Source organism: Dyella sp. SG562, assembly GCF_011759495.1.
GTDB lineage: Bacteria > Pseudomonadota > Gammaproteobacteria > Xanthomonadales > Rhodanobacteraceae > Dyella_D > Dyella_D marensis.
In genome coordinates, this window is record NZ_JAAOYS010000001.1 from 689,591 (window position 1) to 711,652 (window position 22,062).

Here is a 22,062-nt window from a genome sequence, read left to right on the forward strand (position 1 = left end):
TGATTGCGGATTCAGACAGCCTTAAGTCTAAAATCCGCGGACGATGCGACCACGGGCGCCCCATGGCGGAACGACACAAGCTTGACTGGATCCAGGCGCTGCGCGGCGTCGCCGCCCTGCTGGTGGTGCTGACGCATGCGCGCCGCTATCTGCTGGAGACCGAATGGCGCCCGTTCGTGGAGCACTACATCATGCCCGCGGCGCAGGGCGTGGACCTGTTCTTCCTGGTCAGCGGCTTCATCATGGTCTACACCACGCGCGGCGCCGACGGCTCGCTGCGCTATGCCAGCGGCTTCCTGATCAAGCGCTTCGCCCGCGTGTGGCCCGTGTATGCGGTGGCGGTGCTGCTGTGGATAGCCTTCCTGGCCGCGACGGCGCAGCCGATCGCGCCGCTGGCGAACATTCTTAAGAGCCTGTGCTTCCTGCCGGTGTCCACCCACCAGCCGCCCTATCTGGGCCTGCCGTATGCGATCGGCTGGACGCTCAACTACGAGTTCTATTTCTATGTGGTATTCGGCCTGGCCATCCTGTTCGGCTCGGCGCGATGGATCGCGTTCGCTGCCTGGCTGGTGCTGACCCTGGTGCTGGCGCCGTGGCTGGCGGCCGGCTACGTGTCGCTGCTGGCCAATAACGACTACCACTTCGGCAGCGCGCTGGCCGGGCAGCTCACCAATCCCATGGTGTGGGAGTTCGCGGCAGGCGTGCTGATCGGCCTGCTGTACCGGTCGAAGCTGAGCCTGCCGCGTTCGAAGCTGACCGATGCCCTGATCGCCGCCTGCGTCCTGCTGATCGTCGCCACCGCCTGGCGCACCGCGCCGGTGTGGGTCCACGGCCCGATCCGCTGGGGCGCGCCGCTGATGCTGATGTTCGCGGTGATGGCGCTCACCTACAAGAACGCCGAGCCGCGCGTGCCGCGCGTCCTGGTCTGGCTGGGCGGCATCTCCTATTCGCTGTACCTGCTGCACTACATCGTGTTCTGCGCGATCACCCAGCTTTTCGTCCTGGCCGGACAGGAAAAGCTCACCGCGACCTGGCCCTACGCCATCCTGATCGTGCCGGTACCGCTGGCCGTGGCCGCGCTTTCCAAGCGCTACGTCGAGGACGGCCTGGCGGTGCGCGTGCGCGACCGCCTGCTGGCGCTGCATGCGCGCATCTTCGCCACGCCCGCATCCGCAGAAGGCCGCGTCAGCACCAAGGAAGCCTAGCGCCATGCGCAATCTCGACTTCACCTCCTGGCAAGGCCTGCTCTCCACCCTGATCGGCCTGGCGGTGATCACCCTGATCGGCGTCGGCATCCGCCTGCTGGCGATGCAGACGGTGCAGCAGCGGCGCGAGCGCGCCAACCGCCAGATCAACGAACGCCTGCGCACCCTGATCGCCGCCTACAAGACCCTGGGCGGCTCCTTCACCGGCAACCTCGCCGTCGACCCCACCCACCTGCGCCAGCTGCGCGAACGCGGCGAAGCGGAAGCGGCGATGGCGGCGGGCGAACGAGCGCGCCGTACGCGCGATGCGGTGGAAGCGGCGCTGTCGGACATCATCCTGCTGGGCACCGAACGGCAGGTGGAACTCGCCGCACATGCCGCCAACGAACTGGTGGCGGGAAAGCCCGTGCATATCGACGAGCTGGTGATCTCCTTGCGCGATTTCATCCGCGAAGTGCTGGACCTCGACCCGATTCCCTCCTCCGTCGGCATTCCGAAGCAGGGACCGGCGCGTGTGGCTGCGCAACGCGGCAAAGGTGAGGGCAACAAGGGTGGAGGTAGCGGCGGCGGAAAAGCTGGCGGCGGCATGGCTGCGGGCGCGGGCGCGAGACCAGGTCTTGGCGTCGGTTTGCCTGCGGATGACGAAACCGGGAGCCACCATTGAGGCAGTCCGCCCTGCCAGCTTAGGCACTGTCTGAAAATGCAGCGCTCATGCTTAGCGATCCCGGCAGGATCGAGGAATCTCACCCGGCCTCCTCATTCGAATCGAGACCGGGAACGAAATGCGCAAGCCCCTTGCAAACCTGATCGCCGCGCTGGTGACCACCTGCGTATCCGCCTGTGCGATGGCGGCCACCGATCCGGGCGACAACCCGGCCTTTCATCGCATCAAGCATATCGATTCCCTCAAGCCGCCCACCGGGCAGCTGAAGGATCATCTGGACACTCTTATCGACCAGGCCAAGGCCGGCGACGATCACGCCGCCACCTTGCTGTACGCGAGTCTTGCCGCCTGCTCGACAGCAAAACTCGCCGATGACAACAGCGCCTATCTCGCCACGTGCAAGGACATCAGCCAGGAGCAACTCGATGGCAGGGCAACGTGGCTAAGGCTCGCCGCGGAGCATGGATATGGCCCGGCCAGGTACATCTACGCTTCCTCCGGCACCACGGAAGCGCTAGGCAGCACCGAATACGCACTCGAACATCCCGCGGCCGTACAGAGCTACCTTTCGACGTCCCGGCATTATCTTGAAGCGCTTGCCGACGAGTGCAATGTCGACGCGATCGGCATGATTGCCTTCAATGCCGGCAAGGCGGATGGCCTTCTGTATGGGGACGATCCGGAGACTGCCTACAAGTACGAAGTCATTACCAACAAGCTGCTGGCTACGTACGATCCAACCGAGCAGATGCGGCTGGAAGCAAGGCTGCCGCCTCAACGCATATTTGCCCTGCAATCCGCGGCGACAGCCTTCGTTGCCGAACACTGCAAGTAGGAGGGCAGCCGATGAAGCTATTTGGCCTGCTTTCCCTTCTCGCCACGGCGCCCGCCCTGGCCGGCACCCCTCATTACCTCGGCATATGCCAGAACTCCTGCAAGGTGTCGTCGCCCATCCCGGACGTTCTGACACTGAGAGTCATAAGAAACTTTGACCATTTCCTGGCATGGGACAACTTCAAGCCGGGCGACACACTGACCATCTGCAATGCACAGTTCTGCACGACCTACGACATCATCAATGGTCTCAACGGTCTCGACTACATCAACGGCAAGACCGAGCGGCGGCAGGATCACCCAGCCACCGGTGGTTCCCATACAGGACATGGAGGAGGCAGCGGCGGCAGGCCCAGCACGGGACCAAGCATCGCTCCGCTGAGGCCCGATTCGGGACTGATCAATCCGACGGTTACGGTTGGCGGCGGCACCATTTACGTCAGGCCGCCTTTTCGACCGCGGTAGTTTCCGGTGGACCTTATTGATCGCGCGGCGCCAGCATCGCCGCGCTCAAGCCGGCATCCTGCAGATAGCCCGGCAGCGCCCTGCCCAGCGCCAGGCTCGCGCAGGCTTCGCCCATCGCCGCGCTGGTCTGGATGCCGTAGCCGCCTTGCGCCGCCACCCAGAAGAACCCCGGCGCATCCGTGGCGAAGCCGCCCACCAGATCGCCGTCGGCAACGAAGGAACGCAATCCCGCCCAGGTGCGTACCGGCCGGCGGATGCTCAGCGTGGTGGCTTCCTCGATGCGGTAGATGCCCAGGGCCACGTCGAGTTCTTCGGGTTGCACGTCGTGCGGCAGTACCGGGTCGGCGTTTGCGCAAGAACCCAGCAGCAATCCAGCGTCGGGTTTGAAGTAGAAGCTTTCGTCGGCATCGATCACGAACGGCCACCGCGCGGTGGCCAGGCCATCCGGCGCTGCGAACAGGAAGGCCGAGCGGCGGCGCGGCTCGATGCCCAGCGGATGGACGCCGGCCAGGTTCGCCACCTGGTCGACCCAGGCGCCCGCCGCGTTGAGCACCAGCGGCGCGCGATACACCGTGTCGCCCGCATCCACATACCAATGCCCGGGGCCGCGTTCGATCGCGCCGATCTCCACGCCGGTGCGCAGCTGTCCGCCGCGTGCACGCAGGCCGCGCAGAAAGCCCTGGTGCAGTTCGTTGACGTCGATGTCCGCGGCGCCCGGCTCGTGCAGGCCGATGCGCGCCGCTTCCGGGCGCAGCACCGGCACCATCGCCAGCAACTCGTCCGGCGACAGCAGTTTCAGATCGGAGGTATGCGACGACATCGCATCGTGCATCGCCACCACCGCATCGACCCTGTCCGCATCGCCGATGATCACGGTGCCGCGCGGCGTGAGGATGGGATGCGCCGCGAAACCTTCCGGCGGATGCTCGAGAAACGGCCGCGTCGCCCGCGTCAGCGCGCGCACCTGCGGCGAGCCGTAGGTTTCGGAGAACAGCGCCGCCGAGCGCCCGGTGGCATGCACGCCCGGATGCGTCTCGCGTTCCAGCACCACCACCCGCGCATGCGGCGCCAGGAAGTACGCCACCGAGGCGCCGGCCATGCCGGCGCCGATCACCACCGCATCGACCTCCACGATCCGGCTCATGCGCTCTCCACCGCGGCGGCATCCGCCGCCGATTGCTTCGCCACCACACTGGTGGCGGTGAGATCGGCCGTGACATTGCCCAGCGTGGCCAGCGCATCCGGCAGCGTGTCCACCGCCAGCATCAGGCCCAGCGGCCCCACCGGCACGCCCATCGCCTGCGCCACCGGCAGGTTGGTCGCCATAAAGCTCACCTGCCCCGGCAGGCCCACCGAACCCAGGCTGATCACCACCGCCAGCAGCGCGCCGAGCACCAGCTGCGCCGCGCCCAGTTCGATGCCGAAGGCCCAGGCGATAAAACAGGCCGAGGTGACGTACTGCACCGGACTGGTCAGGCGGAACAGGCTGACCGCCATCGGCAGCACCAGCGCATTGACGTGCTGCGGATAACCCAATCGCGTGCCGGCGCTTTCCAGCATGGCCGGCATCGAGGCCAGCGAGGACTGCGTGCTCAGCGCCACCACCTGCGGCGGCGCCAGCGCGGCGACGAAGCGGCGTATGCGCTCGCCACCCCACAGCACCGCCACCGGCAGCATCAGCAGGGTCACCGCCAGGTACAGCAGGCATTCGACCAGCACATAGATGCCCAGCGCACCGAGCATATGCAGCCCGGCCCGCGCGCACACGGCCAGGATAAGCGCGAACACGCCCGCCGGCGCCGCCCACAGCACCCAGCGCACCACCACGATCATGGTGTCGGCGATGGCCTGGAAGAAATTCACCACCAAGGTGCGGCGCGCCGCCTCGATCCGCGTCAGCGCAAAGCCGAAGAACAGCGCGAACACCACCGTCGGCAACATCGCGCTCTGCGCGGCGGCCATGATCGCGTTGCTCGGCACGATGCCGTTGAACCAGTCCGCCCAGCCCATCGGCGCCACCGTCGACGCCGGCCCCGCCACCGTCTTGCCCAGCGCCGCGGCCAGCGCCGGGCTGCGCGGAAACAGCGCGAAGACCGAGGGCGCGGCGAACGCCGCCAGCAATGCGCCACCGGCCAGGATCACGATGAACACCCCGATCGCGCGCCGCGCCACGCGCCCGGACGCGGCCGCATCGGTGGCGGTGTTCACGCCCACCACGATCAGCGCCAGCACCAGTGGCACCACCGTCATCTGCAAGGCGTTCAGCCATAGCCGGCCCAGCGGTTGCGCAACGTCGGCGACGCGCACCGCAAGCGCGGGACTCATCGCGTCCAGCGCCAGCCCCAGCGCCGCGCCGGCGGCGAGGCCGGCCAGTACCCGCGCGGTGGGACTCATGGCGCGGCGTCCGCCGCCGGCAGCGCCCAGTCGCGCTGCAGCTTGGTATAGGCCTGGCGCGGCAGCAGCGCGAACACCGGGTGTTCTTCCGGCTTCAGCCAGCCCAGCAGCTGGCGCATCGCCGCTTCGTCCATCGCGGTGCAGCCGGCGGTGCTGTCGGTGGGCGAGCGCCACAGGTGGGCGAAGATGCAGGAGCCGGCGCCGCGCTGCCCGTCCGGGTTGTGCTCGATCACGAAGCCCAGCTTGTAGCGCTGGTCGCCGTGCGCGTGCAGGTCCAGCCGCATCGCCTCGGTCGAACCGGCCACCGCCTTGGGGTCTTCATGGTTGGCGTCGACGATGCGGTTATAGAGCGGCGAGCCGTCCACGTCGACGCAGTAGTCCGACACGGTCAGCGCGCGGTACGCCAGCGCCGTATCCGCATGCCCGGCATAGCCGAAGGCCTCGCCGATACGGAACACGCCCGCGGCACTGCGGCCGTCGCCTTCATGCTTTACCGGGCCATCCGTGCGCGGCGCATGCAGGCCCACGCCCCAGGCGGCGCCCGAGCGGCCGATGGTGACCGGCACCGCATCCGCCACCGGCTGCCACGCATCGCCATGGCGCTCGTACGCACGCATCCGGCCGTGGTCGACATTCCAGTCGCCGGTAACGACCAGCACCAGCTGGCGCGCATCCTTCCATGCGAGGGCATCGGTGCGCGGCGGCGGCGAAGCAGCGCAACCGGCCAAGGCAAGCAGCGCCAGGCCGACGATCGAACGCAGTGTGGACAGACGGAAAGCGTGGATCATGCGGCCCCGGAATCGTCAGGCGGTCAGGGTTCCAGCAGCAGCTGGAGCCGTTCCAGATTGGTGAGCAGCTGCGCGTGGCGGCGTTCGTCGCCCTCGCACAGCTCGATGAACAAGCCGTCCAGCAGATGCTGCAGGGCGGATTGATAGACGATCGACTGCACGTATGGCTGCTCGTCGTGCGCCGACACCAGCAGCGCCAGGTCGGCCAGCGCGCGCAGCGGATTGGACGTATGGCGCGTCACCGTCAGCAAACGGCCGCGCTGCTCGCGGAACAGCCGCCCCATCTTGCACAGCGCCGGATGGTGGCCATGCTCGGAGAAGATCAGCAGCACGTCGCCCGCGCCGCCGGAAGAAATGCTCGCCATCATCCGCGCCACGTCGAAGCTCTGCACCGTGGCGATGCCCAGCATCGACAGCTTCAGCGCGAAGCCGCGCGAGTAGATGTCGTCCTCGCCCACGCCGATCACGAACACCTTGCCGGCCTTGCCCAGCGCCTCCACCGCGCCGCGCAGGGTTTCCGGCGGATTGATCAGCCGCGTCGCCTCTTCCGCCTCCGACTTGCGCCGCCACAGGCTGGTGGCCAGCGACTCGCGCTCGCCGCCGGCCACCGGGTGCGCCGCCACCGCGGCCTCGCCGTTGTCGGCGCGCGCGATCGCCTCGCCGACCGAGTACTTCAGGTCCGGATAGCCCTTGAAACCCAGCTTCTGGGTGAACTTCACCACGCTGGACTGGCTGATCCCCAGCGCGTTCGCCAATTGCTGCGAGGAGTAGTCGCGCAGCAGCTGCGCGTTCTCCAGGATGAAGTCGGCGATGCGCCGCTCCACCGCCGACATCTGGTCGCGCTCGGAGCGGATCTTCACCAGCGGTGACATGGGCGGTGCGGGCAGCGACGAGGCCATGCTTGGGCTCCTAGCCATCGATCGGTTCCAGACCGCGGATCTGGCGGATGCCCAGCCCAGGCGCGTCGCTGATCGAGATCTCCGACTCGTTGAAGTTCACCCCGCCGTCCACCGGGTCGTACTGGCACAGCGAGGGGCCGTCCAGGTCCACCTTGGTGATCACGTCGGCCTTGGCCACCGCCACGTGTACCGCGGCAGCCACGCTGATGCTGGTTTCCAGCATGCAGCCGATCATGCAGTCGATGCCGTGCAGGCCGGCGATGTCGGCGATGCGGATGGCATTGGAAATGCCACCGGTCTTCATCAGCTTGATGTTGATGATGTCGGCCGCGCGCAGGCGGATCAGCTCGATCACCTCCATCGGGCCGAACACGCTCTCGTCCGCCATCACCGGCGTATGCACGCGCTCGGTGACATAGCGCATGCCTTCCAGGTCGCGCGCCTTCACCGGCTGCTCGACCAGTTCCAGCTTCACGCCGGCGTCTTCCAGCGTCTGCAGCGCGTACACCGCCTGCTTGGCGGTCCAGCCCTGGTTGGCGTCCAGGCGCAGCAGCGCGCGGTCTTCCACCGCGGCGTAGATCGCCTTGACGCGCTCGATGTCGACGCCGATGTCCTTGCCCACCTTGATCTTCAGCGACTCGAAGCCGCGCTCCACCGCGCTGATCGAATCGGCCACCATCTTGTCGATGTAGTCCACGCTGATGGTGATGTCGGTGGTGATCACCGGATCGCCGCCGCCCAGCAGCTGGTACAGCGGCGCCTTGTAGAGCTGGCCCCACAGGTCGTACACCGCGATCTCCACCGCCGCCTTGGCGCTGGTGTTCTTTTCCATCGAGGCCTGGATCAGGTGGGTGATCCGGTTGAGGTCCGCCACCTCGTGCCCGATCAGCCGCGGCGCGATGTAATGGCGGATGGCGTCGACGATGGAGCCGTGCGTGTCGCCGGTGATCACCGCGGTGGCCGGCGCCTCGCCGAAGCCGACGTGGCCGGTGTCGGTATGCACCATCACCACGATGTCCTCCACGCGCTCGACCGTGCGCAAGGCCGTCTTGAAGGGCGTCTTCAGCGGCACCCGCAGCATGCCGAACTGGATATCGGTGATTTTCATGAGGTCCGTCTGTGTGGGTCGGGTCGTCGGTCGGTCAGCGGATGCGCACGATGCTGGTCATGCGGTCGATATAGCGCTGCGTGTCGTTGAACATCAGCGGACGCAGCGGCGTCACCGACACTTCATTGAGCCTGACCCGCCGCATCGCTCCGTCCTGGCGGTAGCTGAGGCCGTTGGTGTCGTGGATCACGTAGGGTTCGCCGTCGATGCGGCCGAGCATCATCATCACGTGGCCGGGGATGTAGATCAGGTCGCCGATCTGCAGCTCGTCGACCGCCTTCTCGCGCACCGCGCGGCTGTCCTTGTCGGTGAACAAGGTGTGCTCCAGCCCCGGGCTGACCGCCTGCGCGCTGGTATTGCGCGGCATCTGCACGCCCATGCTGCGGTAGACGTCGGAGACGAAGCCGCTGCAGTCGCGCGCGTCGTAGGCATGGCCCCAGCCATAGCGTTCGCCGAGGAACTTGAAGGCCTGGCGGATCAGGTTGGCATGGGTCAGCGGCAGATAGTCCGCCGCGCTGTCGGTGTTCTTCTGCAGCAGCGCGGGGCTGAAGGCGAGCGAGCCGTCGGCCTGGCGGACCGGCAGCTCCAGCGTCCACGAGCTGTAGGCGTGCTGGCCGTTGACCGGCTGGTCCGCCGCCAGGCCCTGCGCCAGCGGGACGCGCGTGCCCATGTCCAGCTGCAGCTGCGAGACGCCCGGCTGTTCGCGGGTGTAGACGGTGCGCTCGGTGGCGCCGGTGACCACGCGGTACGGCGCTTTGTCGGCATAGCCGAGCACCTGTTCGCGGCTGCCTTCGGCGATCGCGTCGCGTTCCACCCACGCGGCATAGCGCGGACTCACCACGAACAGCCAGCGGCCGTCCTGGCTGGCATGCACGATCGCCACCGGTGTGCCGGGGAATTCGGCGGTTTCCTGGAAGCGGTCGATATCGGTGTCGCCCTTGTGGCTGAACACCCGCAGCGAGGTGGGAAAGGAACGCAGCGCGGCACGCTTCACCACCAGCCCGTAGCGGGTCTTCTGCGTGGCCGGCACCTGGTCCAGCGCCAGCGACGGCAGCAGGGCATCGAGCGTGGCGGCGGGTACGCTGCGGCCGGCTTCGTCGTAGAGCTCGTGCGTGGGGCGCTTCGAAAGATCCTGGATCCACTTCAGCACCTGCGCGCGCTCCAGCGTGGCGGGCAGCGCCTGCAGGTCGTGCATGCTCGGATCGACCTGCAGCAGTTTCGCGTTGCGCGCGGCGATGGCGGCGGCATCCAGCACCACGGCATCGGGCGACGGCGCCTGGCGCAGCCAGAACGCGGGATCCAGCTGCTCGGCGCCCACGCCGATCACGCCCGAGGGCGGCACCGCCATCTCGCGCGCCTGCAGCGCGGCGCCCATCGGCAGCAGCAGGACCAGGCAGGCGGCGGCAAGCGGGTAGCGCATGGTCGGTTTCTTCATTGCCGATTTCCTCATCCCGATTTCCTCAACGCGTTCTCCTCATCGACCGCCGCCGCTCACGACGACAGCATCGACAGCACCTGGGCCACCAGCAGGCCGAAGCCGGTGCCGAGGATATAGCCGAGCAGGGCCAGCAAGACGCCCACCGGCACCAGCGGACGCGCATAGGTGGCGGCCAGCACCGGGGTGGCGGCGACGCCGCCGATATGCGCCAGCGAGGAAATGCCGCACAGGTACAGGTCGAAGCGGAACAGCTTGGCGAACAGCGCCAGCAGCACGCCCTGGATGCCGATGATGCAGACGCCGCACAGCAGGTACAGCGGCGCGCGGCCCATGCCTTCGAAATTGCTTTGCGAGGCCAGCACCGCCACCACCGCCACCAGCAAGGTGCCGGAAATCTTGCCCGCGCCCGGCAGCCGCGCCAGCGGCGTATGCGCCGCGAGCAGGCCCAAGCCGGTGGCCAGCAGGATGGTCCAGGTGGTGGGACTGACCATGCCGGACGCCGGCAGCCGGTCGCCCAGCCACGCCGAACCCGCCGCCACCAGCAGGGCCAGGCCCAGCCACAGCAGCACGCTGTCGGTGGTGGGCGGACTGTCGACGCGCGTTTCCGCCACGATCAGGTCCGCGCTGGAGGTGGCGCGGGTCCAGCGGTTGAAGGCCGGCGCCAGGCGCGCCACCGAGAACAGCACCACCACCCACATCGAGTAGCACAGCGCGTCGGTGAGCAGGCTCATGGCCAGGTGTGTGTCGGACATGCCGATCGCCTGCTTCACCGCGATCATGTTCGCCGTGCCGCCCATCCAGCTGCCGCTGAGCGCAGCCAGCGGATGCCAGGCGTCGCCCGGCAGCCAGTGGCGGAACATCAGGTAGGTGACCACGAAGGCGGTGAACAGGCTCACCGAGGTGCAGGCGAACACCGCCAGCACGCGCGGACCCAGCGCGAAGATCGCGCGCAGGTCGCAGTTGATCATCAGCAGGAACACCAGCGCCGGCACCATGCGCTCCACCAGCATGCCCTGCGCGGCCTGGATCTCGGCGGTGTTCTTCCACAGCCCCGACACGGCCAGGGCGGTGACCAGCAGATAGGTAAGCACGATAGGCGGCAGCACGTTGAAGATCCGCCAGCCGAACTGCCTTTCCAGCGCGGGGAATGCCCCGGCCGCCAACAGCATCAGCGCCAGATAAGGCCAGACCGTCTGGATCATCGAACCCCCTTCGTCAGTGGCTGCCGGGCGGCTGGCCCATGGCAATTCGGCAGGCTTGGAATAGCTAATTCCTGTCAATTTCTATCGAAGCATAAATTATTGACCAGGGATTGCAAGCATGCTACACAGCGTTTTCAACAACTTCTTGCGGGGGAGTTCTGGTGTTGAAAACGGCAGGCTCGGCACCGGGTTCCGCGGCCGCGCGCGCACTGCGCCGCACCGCTTTTGCGCTGGCCCTGGGCTGCGCCATGTCCCCCGTTTTCGCCGCGGCCGGCGACACGCCCGCGGGCTTGAACGCCACCATCGCGCAGATCGACGCCGGCCACTTCAAGCAGGCCGAAGCCGCGATCGGCCAGGCGCTGGCCCAGCCGGGACTCTCCGCCCAGGCGCGCCAGGACTGGCTGTTCCAGCGCGAGCGCATGCGCCGCATCCTGCTCGACTTCACCCTCGACGCCGACGCGGTGAAGGCGCGGGTGCGCAAGCAGATGCCGGACCTGAGCGACGCCGACTTCGCGCGCTGGGACGCCGCCGGCCTGTTCGAGCACCAGACCATCGACGGCCGCACGCTGTACTTCAAGCGCTCGCCCGGCAACCTGTTCCGCCTGAGCGCCGAGGCACGCGGGCGCCGCACGGACAAGACACCGCTCACCGACGGCCCGATGGAGTCGCTCAACGACTACCACCGCCAGGTGCGCGCCGCCGCGCTGGCCGCACACGCAACCCACGTGCTGCCGCACCGCGTGCGCATGACGCAGACGCTGACCGTCGACGCCAATGCCGTGCCCGCGGGCGAGACGGTGCGTGCGTGGATTCCCTATCCGCAGGAACTGCCCGGCCAGCAGGACGACATCCGCTACGTGACCAGCGTGCCGGCGAAGCACGACATCGCGCCGGCCAGCGCGCCGATGCGCACGGTGTACCTGGAGCAGCTCGCGAAGGCCGGCGAGAAGACCGTGTTCTCGGTGACCTATGAAGTGAGCTTGTCCGCGCAGTACCGCGAGATCGACCCGGACCAGGTCACCGCCACGCGCATCACGCCAGAACTTGCACCCTACGTGGCCGAGCGCGCGCCGCACGTGGTGTTCACCGACGACCTGCGCAAGTTCTCCAAGGATGTGGTGGGCGAGGAGAAGAACCCCTACCGCATCGTGCAGAAGCTGTTCGCCGCGGTGGACCGCATCCCCTGGGCCGGTGCGCGCGAGTATTCGACCATCAGCAACATCAGCGACTACACCCTGCACGCCGGGCACGGCGACTGCGGGCAGCAGACGCTGCTGCTGATCGCCCTGCTGCGGCTCAACGGCATTCCGGCGCGCTGGCAGTCCGGCATGGTGTTCGCCGAAAACGGCTACGACAACATCCACGACTGGGGCCAGGTGTATCTGGCGCCCTACGGCTGGGTGCCGATGGACGTGACCACCGGCCAGCTGCATCCGGCCACGCCGGCCGACGCGCCGCTGCAATGGTTCTACCTCGGCGGCCTGGACGCCTGGCGCATCGCCTTCAACCGCGATTTTGGCCAGCCCTTTACGCCGCCCAAGCAGCAGTTCCGCTCCGACAACGTCGATTCGCAACGCGGCGAGGTCGAGTGGAAGGGCGGGAATCTGTACTTCGACCAGTGGGACTACCACTTCCAGTGGCAGCTGCTGCCGGACGCGCGGGGGCGTGCCGGCGGCGCCTGAGTTCTTTTCGCTAACGCATCGACATCACGTTGGGAGACGGGGAGATGGGGGAGATGAGCAGTCGGTATCTGCGCAAGACCGCGCTATGTCTGGGGCTGGGCCTGGCCTTCGGCCTGCCCGCCTGGCAGGCGCATGCCGCCAACAACGACGGCACCATCGTGGGCCGCACGCAGCCCGGCGCGGTGGTGACCGTGCGCGACCCGGCCACCGGCCTGTCGCGCAGCACCACGGCGGACGAGAAAGGCAATTACCGCATTCCGTTCCTGCCGGTGGGCAGGTACGTGCTGGAAAGCCGCAAGGACGGCAACCTCACCACCCAGCCGGCCGACGTGACGGTGACCCTGGGCAATGCCACCACGGTGAACCTGGGCGTGAAGGAACTGGAAGGCGTGAGCGTCAGCGCCACCAGCGTGATCACCAAGGTGGACGTCACTTCCACCGAGTCGGCGGTCAATATCAGCCGCGAGGAACTGCGCCGCCTGCCGGTGGATCAGAACATCGCCTCGGTCGCCCTGCTCGCGCCGGGCGTCAACAAAGGCAATTCCAGCTTCGGCGGCATCAGCTTCGGCGGTTCGTCGATCGCGGAGAACGCGATCTACGTCAACGGCCTCAACGTCACCGATTTCTACAACCGCAACGGCTTCTCCGAAGCGCCGTTCGCGTTCTACCAGGAGTTCCAGGTCAAGACCGGCGGCTACTCGGTGGAGTTCGGCCGCACCACCGGCGGCGTGATCAACGCGGTGGCACGCTCGGGCAGCAACCAGTTCAAGTGGGGCACCGAGCTGACCATGGAACCGGGCGCCTGGCACGACAAGCCCAAGAACCGCTACGACGCGCAAGGCAACCGCTACCTCGCCTCCAGCGAGGACCGCGACTCGCTGATGAAGACCAATGTCTACGCGTCCGGCCCCATCGTGAAGGACAAGCTGTTCTTCTTCGCCATGTACGAGGCGCGCGGCAGCTCGCCGCGCAATACCAGCGACGACGGCACCACCTTCACCAGCAACGGCGCCCACAACGGTTTCTGGGGCGCCACCATCGACTGGCACATCAACGACAACAACCTGCTGTCGCTGATGGCGTTCTCCGACAAGAGCAAGAACACCGGCGACGTCTACGACTACACCTTCGACACGCGCACGCTCGGCGCCAAGACCAACGAGATCTACACCGACTCCGGCGGCAAGAACTGGGCGCTGACCTACACCAACTACCTCACCGACGACCTGTCGATGAAGCTGCTGTACGGCAGCAACAAGCGCAACGCCTATACCCGCTCGCTCAGCGATATCGAATGCAACCGCGTGGTGGCCGAAACCAAGGTCACCAATGCCGTGCCGGTACCGGGCGGCGTGCCGCTGGGCTGCACCACCAATTCCACGGTGGAGAAGCGCGACGACACCCGCAAGGAGATCCGCGCCGATTTCGAATGGAAGCTCGGCGACCACCTGGTGCGCTTCGGCTACGACCACGAGAAGGACACCTCGATCTACCAGCGCCACTACACCGGCCCCGGCGCGGTCTACTACAACCTCTACTACGCCACCCCGGGCTCCACCATCAACAACACCGGCGGCGTGCTGCCGGCCGGGTATACGGCGTACGTGCGTGCGCGCCGCTACGAGATCGCCGGCACCTTCGAGACCACCAACTCGGCGTATTACCTGGAAGACAACTGGCAGATCACGCCGACCTTCCTGTTGAACGCGGGCATCCGCAACGACGGCTTCGACAACAAGGCCGCCAACGGCAGCAGCTACATCAAGATGAAGAACATGTGGGCGCCGCGCTTCGGCTTCTCCTGGGACATCAAGGGCGACGGCACCACCAAGCTGTTCGGCAACCTGGGCCGCTACTTTTTGCCGGTGGCCAACGTGATCAACATCAAGCAGGCCGGCGGCCTGCTCGATGAGCGCACCTACTACGCCTTCAGCGGCTGGCAGATCGTCGACCGCAACGGCAACAAGTACGCCATGCCGGTACTGGGCCCGCAGCTGGGCGGCGTGGACACCTCGCAGGGCGACGGCAAGGTCGGCGACCTGCGCTCGCAGGTGAACAAGGACATGGACCAGGTGTTCCAGGACGAAGCCATCCTCGGCTTCCAGCAGATGCTGGACAAGAGCTGGTCCTGGGGCGTGAGCGCCACCTACCGCCGCCTGCACAACGCGATCGACGACATGGAGATCAGCGCCACCGGCAAGTGCGGCGCCAACGGCTATATCGGCTGGGTGATGGGCAACCCGGGCAAGAAGAACACGGTGTGGGGCGATACCAACTGCGACGGCGTGGCCGATGGCTGGGTCACGGTGGACACCGCGAAGGAAGGCTGGGCGATGTACGACGCCGACGGCAATTACCTGGGCCAGCGCGGCTGGGTGAAGCCCAAGCGCACCTTCACCTCGGTGGAGTTCCAGCTGGACCGCGCCTGGGACAACCAGTGGGCGTTCAATGCCTCGTATACCTTGTCGTGGAACCGCGGCAACGCGGAAGGCCCGGTCAACTCCGACACCAACTTCGACGACACCGGCCGCACCGAGAACTTCGACAACCCCTGGGTGAACTTCGGCGGCGACGGCTATCTGCCGAACGACCACCGCCACCAGCTGAAGCTGCGCGGCACCTATGCGCTCACCCCGCACTGGCAGTTCGGCGGCGACCTCACCGTGCTGTCCGGCGGCCCGATCACCGGCTTCGGCGTGGGCAACCCGTACGACGCGACCAACTACCACAGCTATTACATCTGCGTGGCCAACTGCTCGTCCGACCGTTCGGAAGACCGCGTGTACGAGCGTTCCCCGCGCGGCAAGTACGGCACCATGCCGTGGACCTACAACCTCGGCGCCAGCGTCACCTACCTGCGCTCGCTGGGCGAGACCGGCCAGCTGCGCGTGAAGTTCGCCATCTACAACCTGCTCAACCAGCAGCGCACGGTGGCGGTGGATCAGGACCTGCAGACTTCGATCAGCGACGGTACCAATTCCACGTTCCGCCAGGCGCTGCGCTTCCAGGATCCGCGTTTTGCCCAGCTCACCGTGTCGCTGGATTTCTGAGCATGCATCACTGAAGGTGTACTCCCCAAGGCGGCCCGCGCGAGTTCGGGCCGCCTTTTTTTATTGACGCAAACTCCGGGGCTGAATCCTTCTCCCGCCGGCGACCCGCAGGTAGTCCCCGTGGGAGAGAAGGTGGCGGCAGCCGGATGAGGGTACGGCCGGAGCGGTGCACATCACTCTTGCGCTTCGCCCGTACCCTCACCCCAACCCCTCTCCCGGTGGGAGAGGGGCTTCATGTTGAGGCACCCATGCAGCACAACGCACAACCTACGACAGACGACACAGCTCACCCCGACACCCTGTTCGACGGCGTCGACCTGCGCCGCCTCGCCGAACGCATCCCCACCCCGTTCCACGCCTATTCCGCCAGTGCGATCCGCGCCCGCATCGCCGGCCTGCAGCAGGCCCTGCAAGGCCTGGACGCCACGCTGTGCTACGCGGTCAAAGCCAACAGCAACCTCGCCATCCTGCAGCTGATGGCGCAAGCGGGCGTGGGTGCGGACATCGTGTCTTCCGGCGAGCTGTGGCGCGCGCTGCATGCGGGCATTCCGGCGCAGCGCATCGTGTTCTCCGGCGTAGGCAAGACCGCCGCCGAGATCGCCGAGGCATTGGCTGCCGGCATCCAGCGCTTCAACGTCGAATCGGCGGACGAGCTGGAGCTGCTGCAGCAGATGGCCGCCGAACTGCACGTCACCGCGCATGCGGCGGTGCGCATCAATCCCGACGTCGACGCGCAGACCCACGCCAAGATTTCCACCGGCAAGGCGGAAAACAAATTCGGCGTCAGCATCGACGAGGCGCGCCGCTGGTTCGACCAGGCGGCGCGCCACCCGAACGTACGGCTGGACGGCCTGCACGTGCATATCGGCTCGCAGATCCTCAGCGTCGAACCGTTCCGCCTCGCCTTCGCGCGCGTGGCGGCGTTCTGGCGCGAGCTGGAAGACGCCGGCCACGCCATCGCCAGCATCGACGTAGGCGGCGGCCTGGGCGTGCGCTATCGGGACGGCCAGGTGCCGATCGCGCCGGCGGACTACGCCGCGGCCATCCGCGAAGCCCTGGGAGCGTTCAAAGGGCGCCTGCTGCTGGAACCCGGCCGCTACCTGGTCGCCGAGGCCGGCGTGCTGCTCACCCGCGTGATCCGCGTGAAGCAGGGCGACCGGCGCCGCTTCCTGGTGCTCGACGCGGCCATGAACGACTTGCTGCGCCCCAGCCTCTACGAGGCCTGGCACGACATCGTCCCCCTGCTCGACGAACCGCGTCCGCACTGCCGCTACGACGTGGTCGGCCCGGTCTGCGAAACCGGCGACACCTTCGCGGTGGAACGCGAGCTGCCCGAGCTGCGCAGCGGCGACCTGGTGCTGATCCGCACCACCGGCGCCTACGGCGCCTCGATGGCGTCCACCTACAACTCGCGCCCGCTCGCGGCCGAGGTGCTGCTCGAGCGCGGCCGCCATGCCATAGTGCGGCGGCGGCAGAGTCTCGAAGACATGGTCGCCGGCGAACAGCCGGCCTCGCATTGGGAAAGCGCATGAAGCTATGGCCTTATCTCGGCGCGCTGGCGCCGCTGCTGCTGTGGACCGGCCCCGCCGCGGCGGGCGATGACCCGCCCGTCACCATCGACACCCACGTCGATATCCCGCTGGCCTACATGCACGAGCCGCGTTTCGACGCGGGTCACGACACCCCGCTGCAGGTGGACCTGGGCAAGATGGAACGCGGCGGATTGAACGCCGCGTTCTTCGTCATCTACGTCGAGCAGGGCCCGCTCAATGCCAAGGGCTATGCCAAGGCGGTAGCGCAGGCCAGGCGCAAGTACGAGGACATCCACCTGCTGGTGCAGCGCTATCCGCGGCGCATCAAGCTGGCCACCACGCCGGAACAGGTCCTCGCCAACCGCAAGGCCGGCGTGCTGTCGGCGATGATCGGCATCGAGAACGGCTATTCGCTCGGCCACGACCTGAAGAACATGGACTGGGTGTTCGCCCAGGGCGCGCGCTATATCGGCCTCACCCACGTCGGCCACAACGATCTTTGCACCAGCTCGATGCCCACCGCCGAGCTGGGCGATCCGCCGCTGAGCGACGCAGGGCTGAGTGCGTTCGGCAAGCAGGTGGTGGAGCGCGCCAACCGGCTGGGCATCATGGTCGATGTCTCGCACAGCTCGGATGCCTGCGTGCGCGACGTGCTGGCGCTGTCGAAGGCGCCGGTCATCGCCTCGCATTCCGGCGCGCACGCGCTGGTGAACCACCCGCGCAACCTTCCGGACGATCTGCTGCGTGCGATCGCGGCAAAGGGCGGCGTGGTGCAGGCGGTGGCTTACAAGGGCTTCCTGAAGCTGGATCCGGGCCGCGAACTCGCCGAGAAGGCCTTGCAGGCGCAGGTGGCCAAGCAGGCGGGCGACAAGCAGTACGACAGCGAGAAGCACGATTTCCTGCCGGCGTATGTCCAAGGCATGGCGCGCATCGACAAGGCCTTTCCCTTGCCGACGCTCGACGATTACCTGGCGCAGATCCGCCATATGGTCGACGTCGCCGGCATCGACCACGTCGGCATCGCCTCGGACTTCGACGGCGGCGGCGGCATCGACGGCTGGCGCGACGCCAGCCAGACCCGCAACGTGACCGCGGCGCTGCGCAAGGCCGGTTTCAGCGATGCGGACATCGCCAAGCTGTGGGGCGGCAATCTGCTGCGCGTGTGGCGGGCGGTGGAGCAGACGGCCGATGCGCCGGCTCGCTGAAGTCCTGTCGATCGCACTGCTGCTCGCCGCCGGTGCGGCGCAGGCGCAGACGCCGAAGGAACGCTTCGATCCGCTGGTCGATGCCGTGGTGGCGCGCTATCGCCTGCCCGGCATCGCCGTCGGCGTGATCGAGAACGGCGAAGTCGTGTACCGGCATACCGCGGGCGAACTGGCGCTGGGATCCGGCCAGCCGGTCACCCCCGATGCGCTGTTCAAGATCGCCTCCAACAGCAAGGCGATGACCTCCGCCCTGCTCGCGCGCCTGGTGCAGCAGGGCAAGCTGCGCTGGGACGATCCGGTGAAGCGCTGGATTCCCGCGTTCCGCATGGTCGACCCATGGGTGACCGAGCATATGCAGGTCGGCGACCTGCTGACGCATCGCAGCGGGCTGGGCGAAGGCGCGGGCGATCTGATGCTGTGGCCGGAGCCGAACGGCTTCACCCGCCAGGACATCGTCGCCGCGCTGGCCTATCTGAAGCCGCGCTACAGCTTCCGTGCCGGCTATGCGTACGACAACCTGCTCTACGTGGTGGCGGGCGAAGTCGCTGCCGCCGCGGGTGGCGCGCCGTATGAAACGCTGCTGCGCCGCGAAGTGTTCGAACCGCTCGGGCTGGCACGCTGCCAGGTCGGTACGTGGCGCCGCGATGCGCTGGCGCCGGTCGCGGTGCCGCATGCAAGCCGCGGTGGCGGCTTCGTACCGCTTGCGCCCACCGACCCCGTGGTGCACCCCACCACCATGGAAGCGGCCGGCGGCGTGCAGTGCAGCCTCGATGACATGCTGATCTGGGCGCGCCAATGGCTGGCGCCGACGCCGCGGCAGCTGGCCTGGCTGCCGCAGGCGCAGCGCGACCCGCTGTGGACGCCGTACACGCCGATGCCGATCTCCGCGCAGCGCCGCGCCTGGGATGGCACCAAGCTGTATGCCTACGGCTATGGCTGGCGCATCGCCGATGTGGATGGCGTGCAGACCGTATCGCATACCGGCACGCTGTCGGGCATGTATTCGGCGCTGTACCTGGTGCCGGGCCGGCGCGACGGTTTCGTGGTGCTGATCAACGGCGATGCGGAAGACGCACGCACCGTGCTGGTCGAAGTGCTGCTGAAGCAGTTCACCGCGCCGGAGAAAGCACGCAGCGTCGCCGCCTATGCGGACGAACTCGCCGCGAAGGAAAGCCACCGCCACGCGTCGCGCGTGCCGGATACGTCCAGACGCCAAGCCGCCACGCGCAAGGAACTGGCCGGCCTGCTTGGCGTATGGCGCGATCCCTGGTTCGGCGAAGCGCGCCTGTGCCCGAGCGGCGACGGCGTGGCATTCGAAGCGGTCAAATCCCCTCGCCTGCGCGGCCCGGTGATGCGCGTGGGCCACGGCTACCTGGTGCAGTGGGAGCACGGCGACGCCGAGGCCTGGCTGCATGCACCCACCGGCAAGTCCGGCAACCTGCAGATGAGCAAGGTCGATCCCGATGCCGATTTCAGCTACGACTTCGAAGATCTCGCGTTCAAGCACGTACGCGGCTGCGACTAGGCGGCTGGCGCTGCTGGCCGCCGCGCTGCTGTGCGGCTGCGCCGCGCCGGCCGCGAAGCCGCCCGTCGCCACCGGCACGCTGGCGCAGGCGAACCTGGTGGATATCCGCACGCTGGCGCCGGATATCGCCGAGGACATCAAGTACGCCGGCAGCGACAACTTCGTCGGCACGCCGGTCGACGGCTACGCGGCGGCGAAGTGCTATCTGCTGCGCCCCGCGGCCGCGGCGCTGGCCAAGGTCGAACGCGACCTGCACGCCAAGCACCAGCGCCTGCTGCTGTGGGACTGCTACCGTCCGGCCCGCGCCGTCAGCCATTTCGTGCGCTGGGGCGGCGACCTGGCCGACCAGCGCACCAAGGCCGCGCACTATCCCCATCTCGACAAGCGCGTGCTGCTCGGCGACTACATCGCGCCGCGCTCGGGCCACAGCCGCGGCGCCACCATGGACCTCACCCTGATGCAATGCGATGCGCGCGACGAACACTGCGCGCCGCTCGACATGGGCACGCCGTTCGACTACTTCGACCCGCTGGCCAATACCGACAACCCGGACGTCACGCCCGCACAACGCGCCCATCGCGACCTGCTGCGCGAGGCGATGCGCCGCGGCGGCTTCCGCAACTACGCGTTCGAGTGGTGGCATTACACGCTCGAGCCGGAACCGGCGCCCGACACCTACTACGACCTGCCGATCCGCTGACCGGGACCCGCCATGCGCCACTTCGCGTTCCTTGCCGCGCTGCTGCTGTTTTCCGCCCGCGCCCCCGCCGCCGCCGCCGACACCTCGATGCAGCCCTACACCGGCAAAGTCCCCGGCGCCTCGCTGCTGGTGCTGAAGGACGGCAAGCCGGTGCTGCGCAAGGCCTACGGCTACGCCGACCTGGAACACGGCGTGGCCGCCACGCCCGCCACCAACTACCGGCTGGCCTCGGTGAGCAAGCAGTTCACCGCCGCCGCCATCCTGCTGCTGGCGGAAGACGGCAAGCTGAAACTCGGCGATTCGGTACGCCGTTGGCTGCCCTCGCTGCCGGCGAGCGACCAGGGCATCACCATCCACCACCTGCTCTCGCATGCGTCCGGCCTGATCGACTACGAAGACCTGATGCCGCCCGGCACCACCAGGCAGCTCAACGACGGCGACGTGCTGCGCATGCTGTCGGCCGAGACGCGCGGCTATTTCGCGCCCGGCACCGGCTACCGCTACAGCAACAGCGGCTACGTGCTGCTGGGGCTGATCGTCGAACGCGCCTCCGGCCAGCGCCTGCCCGAGTTCCTGCGCCAGCGCATCTTCAAGCCGCTGCACATGGATCACACCCTGCTGCGCGAAGCGGACGGCCCGCAGCCCGCGCACCGCGCCTACGGCTACAGCCAGCAGGATGGCTGCTGGGTGCGCACCGACCAGGACCTCACCAGCGCCACCCGCGGCGACGGCGGTATCTATTCCTCCATCGACGACCTGGCGCGCTGGGACGCGGCGCTGTACGACGGCCGCCTGCTCAAGGACAGCTCGCGCGCCCTGGCCTTCGCCGCGCAGAACCAGGTCACGGGTGAAGAAGACGTCGACGCCTATGGCTATGGCTGGCGCATCCATGGCGACGTGCGCTGGCATTCCGGCGAAAGCATCGGCTTCCGCAACGTGATCGTGCGCTGGCCGAAGCAGCATCTGACGGTGATCCTGCTGAGCAACCGCAACGATCCGGAGCCGTACCGGACGGCCATGGCGATCGCCCGGCCGTACCTCACACCCTGACGTCACCCTCCCCCCTCGTCATCCCGGCGCAGGCCGGGATCCAGTCGCGACGCGCTGGCTTGTGCGTGAAGGCCGTAAGGTTCAGCTTTTGGGCTTTCGCGACAACCAGCCGGTATCGTCACTGGATCCCGGCCTGCGCCGGGATGACGAATGTGCGGTACTTCGCTGACTGGCCGGTCGAAACTGGCCACGCTGGCGCAGCGAGGTAAGATGGCCGGGGCCATCGGACTCCGCATGGCCGACACGAAGACAAGGGATTGCTCGCATGCGCACTTCAGCCCTCCGGCTTCAGGCCTCGCTCGTACTGGGCCTCACGGTTTC

Annotated in this window: 18 protein-coding genes; 11 read left to right on the forward strand and 7 right to left on the reverse strand. The window is 67.6% G+C overall.

The genetic code is table 11. The features are described 5' to 3' along the window. Nucleotides 1-62: 62 nt before the first annotated feature. The 4 genes from FHW84_RS02975 (at nucleotide 63) to FHW84_RS02990 (ending at nucleotide 3,168) form a co-directional block, all read left to right on the forward strand. Nucleotides 63-1,205, forward strand: a complete 1,143-nt coding sequence (locus tag FHW84_RS02975) for an acyltransferase (RefSeq protein WP_167252612.1) — start codon at nucleotides 63-65, stop codon at nucleotides 1,203-1,205. 4 nt (nucleotides 1,206-1,209) lie between these two features. Beyond that, nucleotides 1,210-1,869: a hypothetical protein gene (locus tag FHW84_RS02980; RefSeq protein ID WP_167252613.1), complete on the forward strand. Its 660-nt coding sequence runs from the start codon at nucleotides 1,210-1,212 to the stop codon at nucleotides 1,867-1,869. Between the two features lie 118 nt (nucleotides 1,870-1,987). Next, nucleotides 1,988-2,704, forward strand: coding sequence for a hypothetical protein (locus tag FHW84_RS02985; RefSeq protein ID WP_167252614.1), 717 nt, complete (start codon nucleotides 1,988-1,990; stop codon nucleotides 2,702-2,704). An 11-nt stretch (nucleotides 2,705-2,715) separates the two neighbouring features. Further along, entirely contained in the window at nucleotides 2,716-3,168 is a 453-nt protein-coding gene (locus FHW84_RS02990) for a hypothetical protein (RefSeq protein WP_167252615.1), read from the forward strand. Between the two features lie 13 nt (nucleotides 3,169-3,181). Here the strand turns inward: FHW84_RS02990 and FHW84_RS02995 are convergent, their stop codons facing one another. From FHW84_RS02995 to FHW84_RS03025, 7 genes are all read right to left on the reverse strand, one after another. After that, nucleotides 3,182-4,312, reverse strand: coding sequence for an FAD-dependent oxidoreductase (locus FHW84_RS02995; protein WP_167252616.1), 1,131 nt, complete (start codon nucleotides 4,310-4,312; stop codon nucleotides 3,182-3,184). Further along, nucleotides 4,309-5,562, reverse strand: coding sequence for a dicarboxylate/amino acid:cation symporter (locus tag FHW84_RS03000; RefSeq protein ID WP_167252617.1), 1,254 nt, complete (start codon nucleotides 5,560-5,562; stop codon nucleotides 4,309-4,311). Before FHW84_RS03000 ends, FHW84_RS02995 begins: the two co-directional genes overlap by 4 nt. After that, nucleotides 5,559-6,350, reverse strand: a complete 792-nt coding sequence (locus tag FHW84_RS03005; protein WP_167252618.1) for a hypothetical protein — start codon at nucleotides 6,348-6,350, stop codon at nucleotides 5,559-5,561. Before FHW84_RS03005 ends, FHW84_RS03000 begins: the two co-directional genes overlap by 4 nt. A gap of 23 nt (nucleotides 6,351-6,373) precedes the next feature. Next, a complete protein-coding gene (locus tag FHW84_RS03010) occupies nucleotides 6,374-7,222 on the reverse strand; it encodes a MurR/RpiR family transcriptional regulator (protein ID WP_167252757.1) in 849 nt (282 codons plus the stop codon). A gap of 37 nt (nucleotides 7,223-7,259) precedes the next feature. Further along, entirely contained in the window at nucleotides 7,260-8,357 is a 1,098-nt protein-coding gene (locus tag FHW84_RS03015; protein WP_167252619.1) for a dipeptide epimerase, read from the reverse strand. Between the two features lie 34 nt (nucleotides 8,358-8,391). Continuing rightward, nucleotides 8,392-9,777 (reverse strand): SH3 domain-containing protein, encoded by a 1,386-nt coding sequence (locus FHW84_RS03020; RefSeq protein ID WP_167252758.1) that lies wholly within the window; start codon nucleotides 9,775-9,777, stop codon nucleotides 8,392-8,394. A 71-nt stretch (nucleotides 9,778-9,848) separates the two neighbouring features. Continuing rightward, nucleotides 9,849-10,997, reverse strand: coding sequence for a DUF819 family protein (locus FHW84_RS03025; RefSeq protein ID WP_167252620.1), 1,149 nt, complete (start codon nucleotides 10,995-10,997; stop codon nucleotides 9,849-9,851). Nucleotides 10,998-11,245: 248 nt separating this feature from the next. Between FHW84_RS03025 and FHW84_RS03030 the strand changes: the two genes are divergently transcribed. The 7 genes from FHW84_RS03030 to FHW84_RS03060 all read left to right on the forward strand — a co-directional run bounded on the left by FHW84_RS03030 (nucleotide 11,246) and on the right by FHW84_RS03060 (nucleotide 21,741). Continuing rightward, on the forward strand, nucleotides 11,246-12,679 hold the full coding sequence (locus FHW84_RS03030) for a transglutaminase domain-containing protein (protein ID WP_167252621.1): 1,434 nt from the start codon (nucleotides 11,246-11,248) through the stop codon (nucleotides 12,677-12,679). A 53-nt stretch (nucleotides 12,680-12,732) separates the two neighbouring features. Further along, the gene (locus FHW84_RS03035; protein WP_167252622.1) at nucleotides 12,733-15,729 is read left to right on the forward strand and encodes a TonB-dependent receptor; all 2,997 of its coding nucleotides are present in this window, start codon (nucleotides 12,733-12,735) and stop codon (nucleotides 15,727-15,729) included. Nucleotides 15,730-15,977: 248 nt separating this feature from the next. After that, the gene (gene lysA, locus FHW84_RS03040; RefSeq protein ID WP_167252623.1) at nucleotides 15,978-17,261 is read left to right on the forward strand and encodes a diaminopimelate decarboxylase; all 1,284 of its coding nucleotides are present in this window, start codon (nucleotides 15,978-15,980) and stop codon (nucleotides 17,259-17,261) included. Then, complete coding sequence (locus FHW84_RS03045; RefSeq protein WP_167252624.1) at nucleotides 17,258-18,466, forward strand: dipeptidase; 1,209 nt, start codon at nucleotides 17,258-17,260, stop codon at nucleotides 18,464-18,466. Before lysA ends, FHW84_RS03045 begins: the two co-directional genes overlap by 4 nt. After that, nucleotides 18,450-19,991, forward strand: a complete 1,542-nt coding sequence (locus FHW84_RS03050) for a serine hydrolase domain-containing protein (RefSeq protein WP_167252625.1) — start codon at nucleotides 18,450-18,452, stop codon at nucleotides 19,989-19,991. The genes FHW84_RS03045 and FHW84_RS03050 overlap by 17 nt, the downstream gene beginning before the upstream one ends. Continuing rightward, a complete protein-coding gene (locus FHW84_RS03055; protein ID WP_167252626.1) occupies nucleotides 19,930-20,691 on the forward strand; it encodes a M15 family metallopeptidase in 762 nt (253 codons plus the stop codon). The genes FHW84_RS03050 and FHW84_RS03055 overlap by 62 nt, the downstream gene beginning before the upstream one ends. A 12-nt stretch (nucleotides 20,692-20,703) precedes the next feature. Next, nucleotides 20,704-21,741, forward strand: coding sequence for a serine hydrolase domain-containing protein (locus tag FHW84_RS03060; RefSeq protein WP_167252627.1), 1,038 nt, complete (start codon nucleotides 20,704-20,706; stop codon nucleotides 21,739-21,741). Nucleotides 21,742-22,062 lie beyond the last annotated feature (321 nt).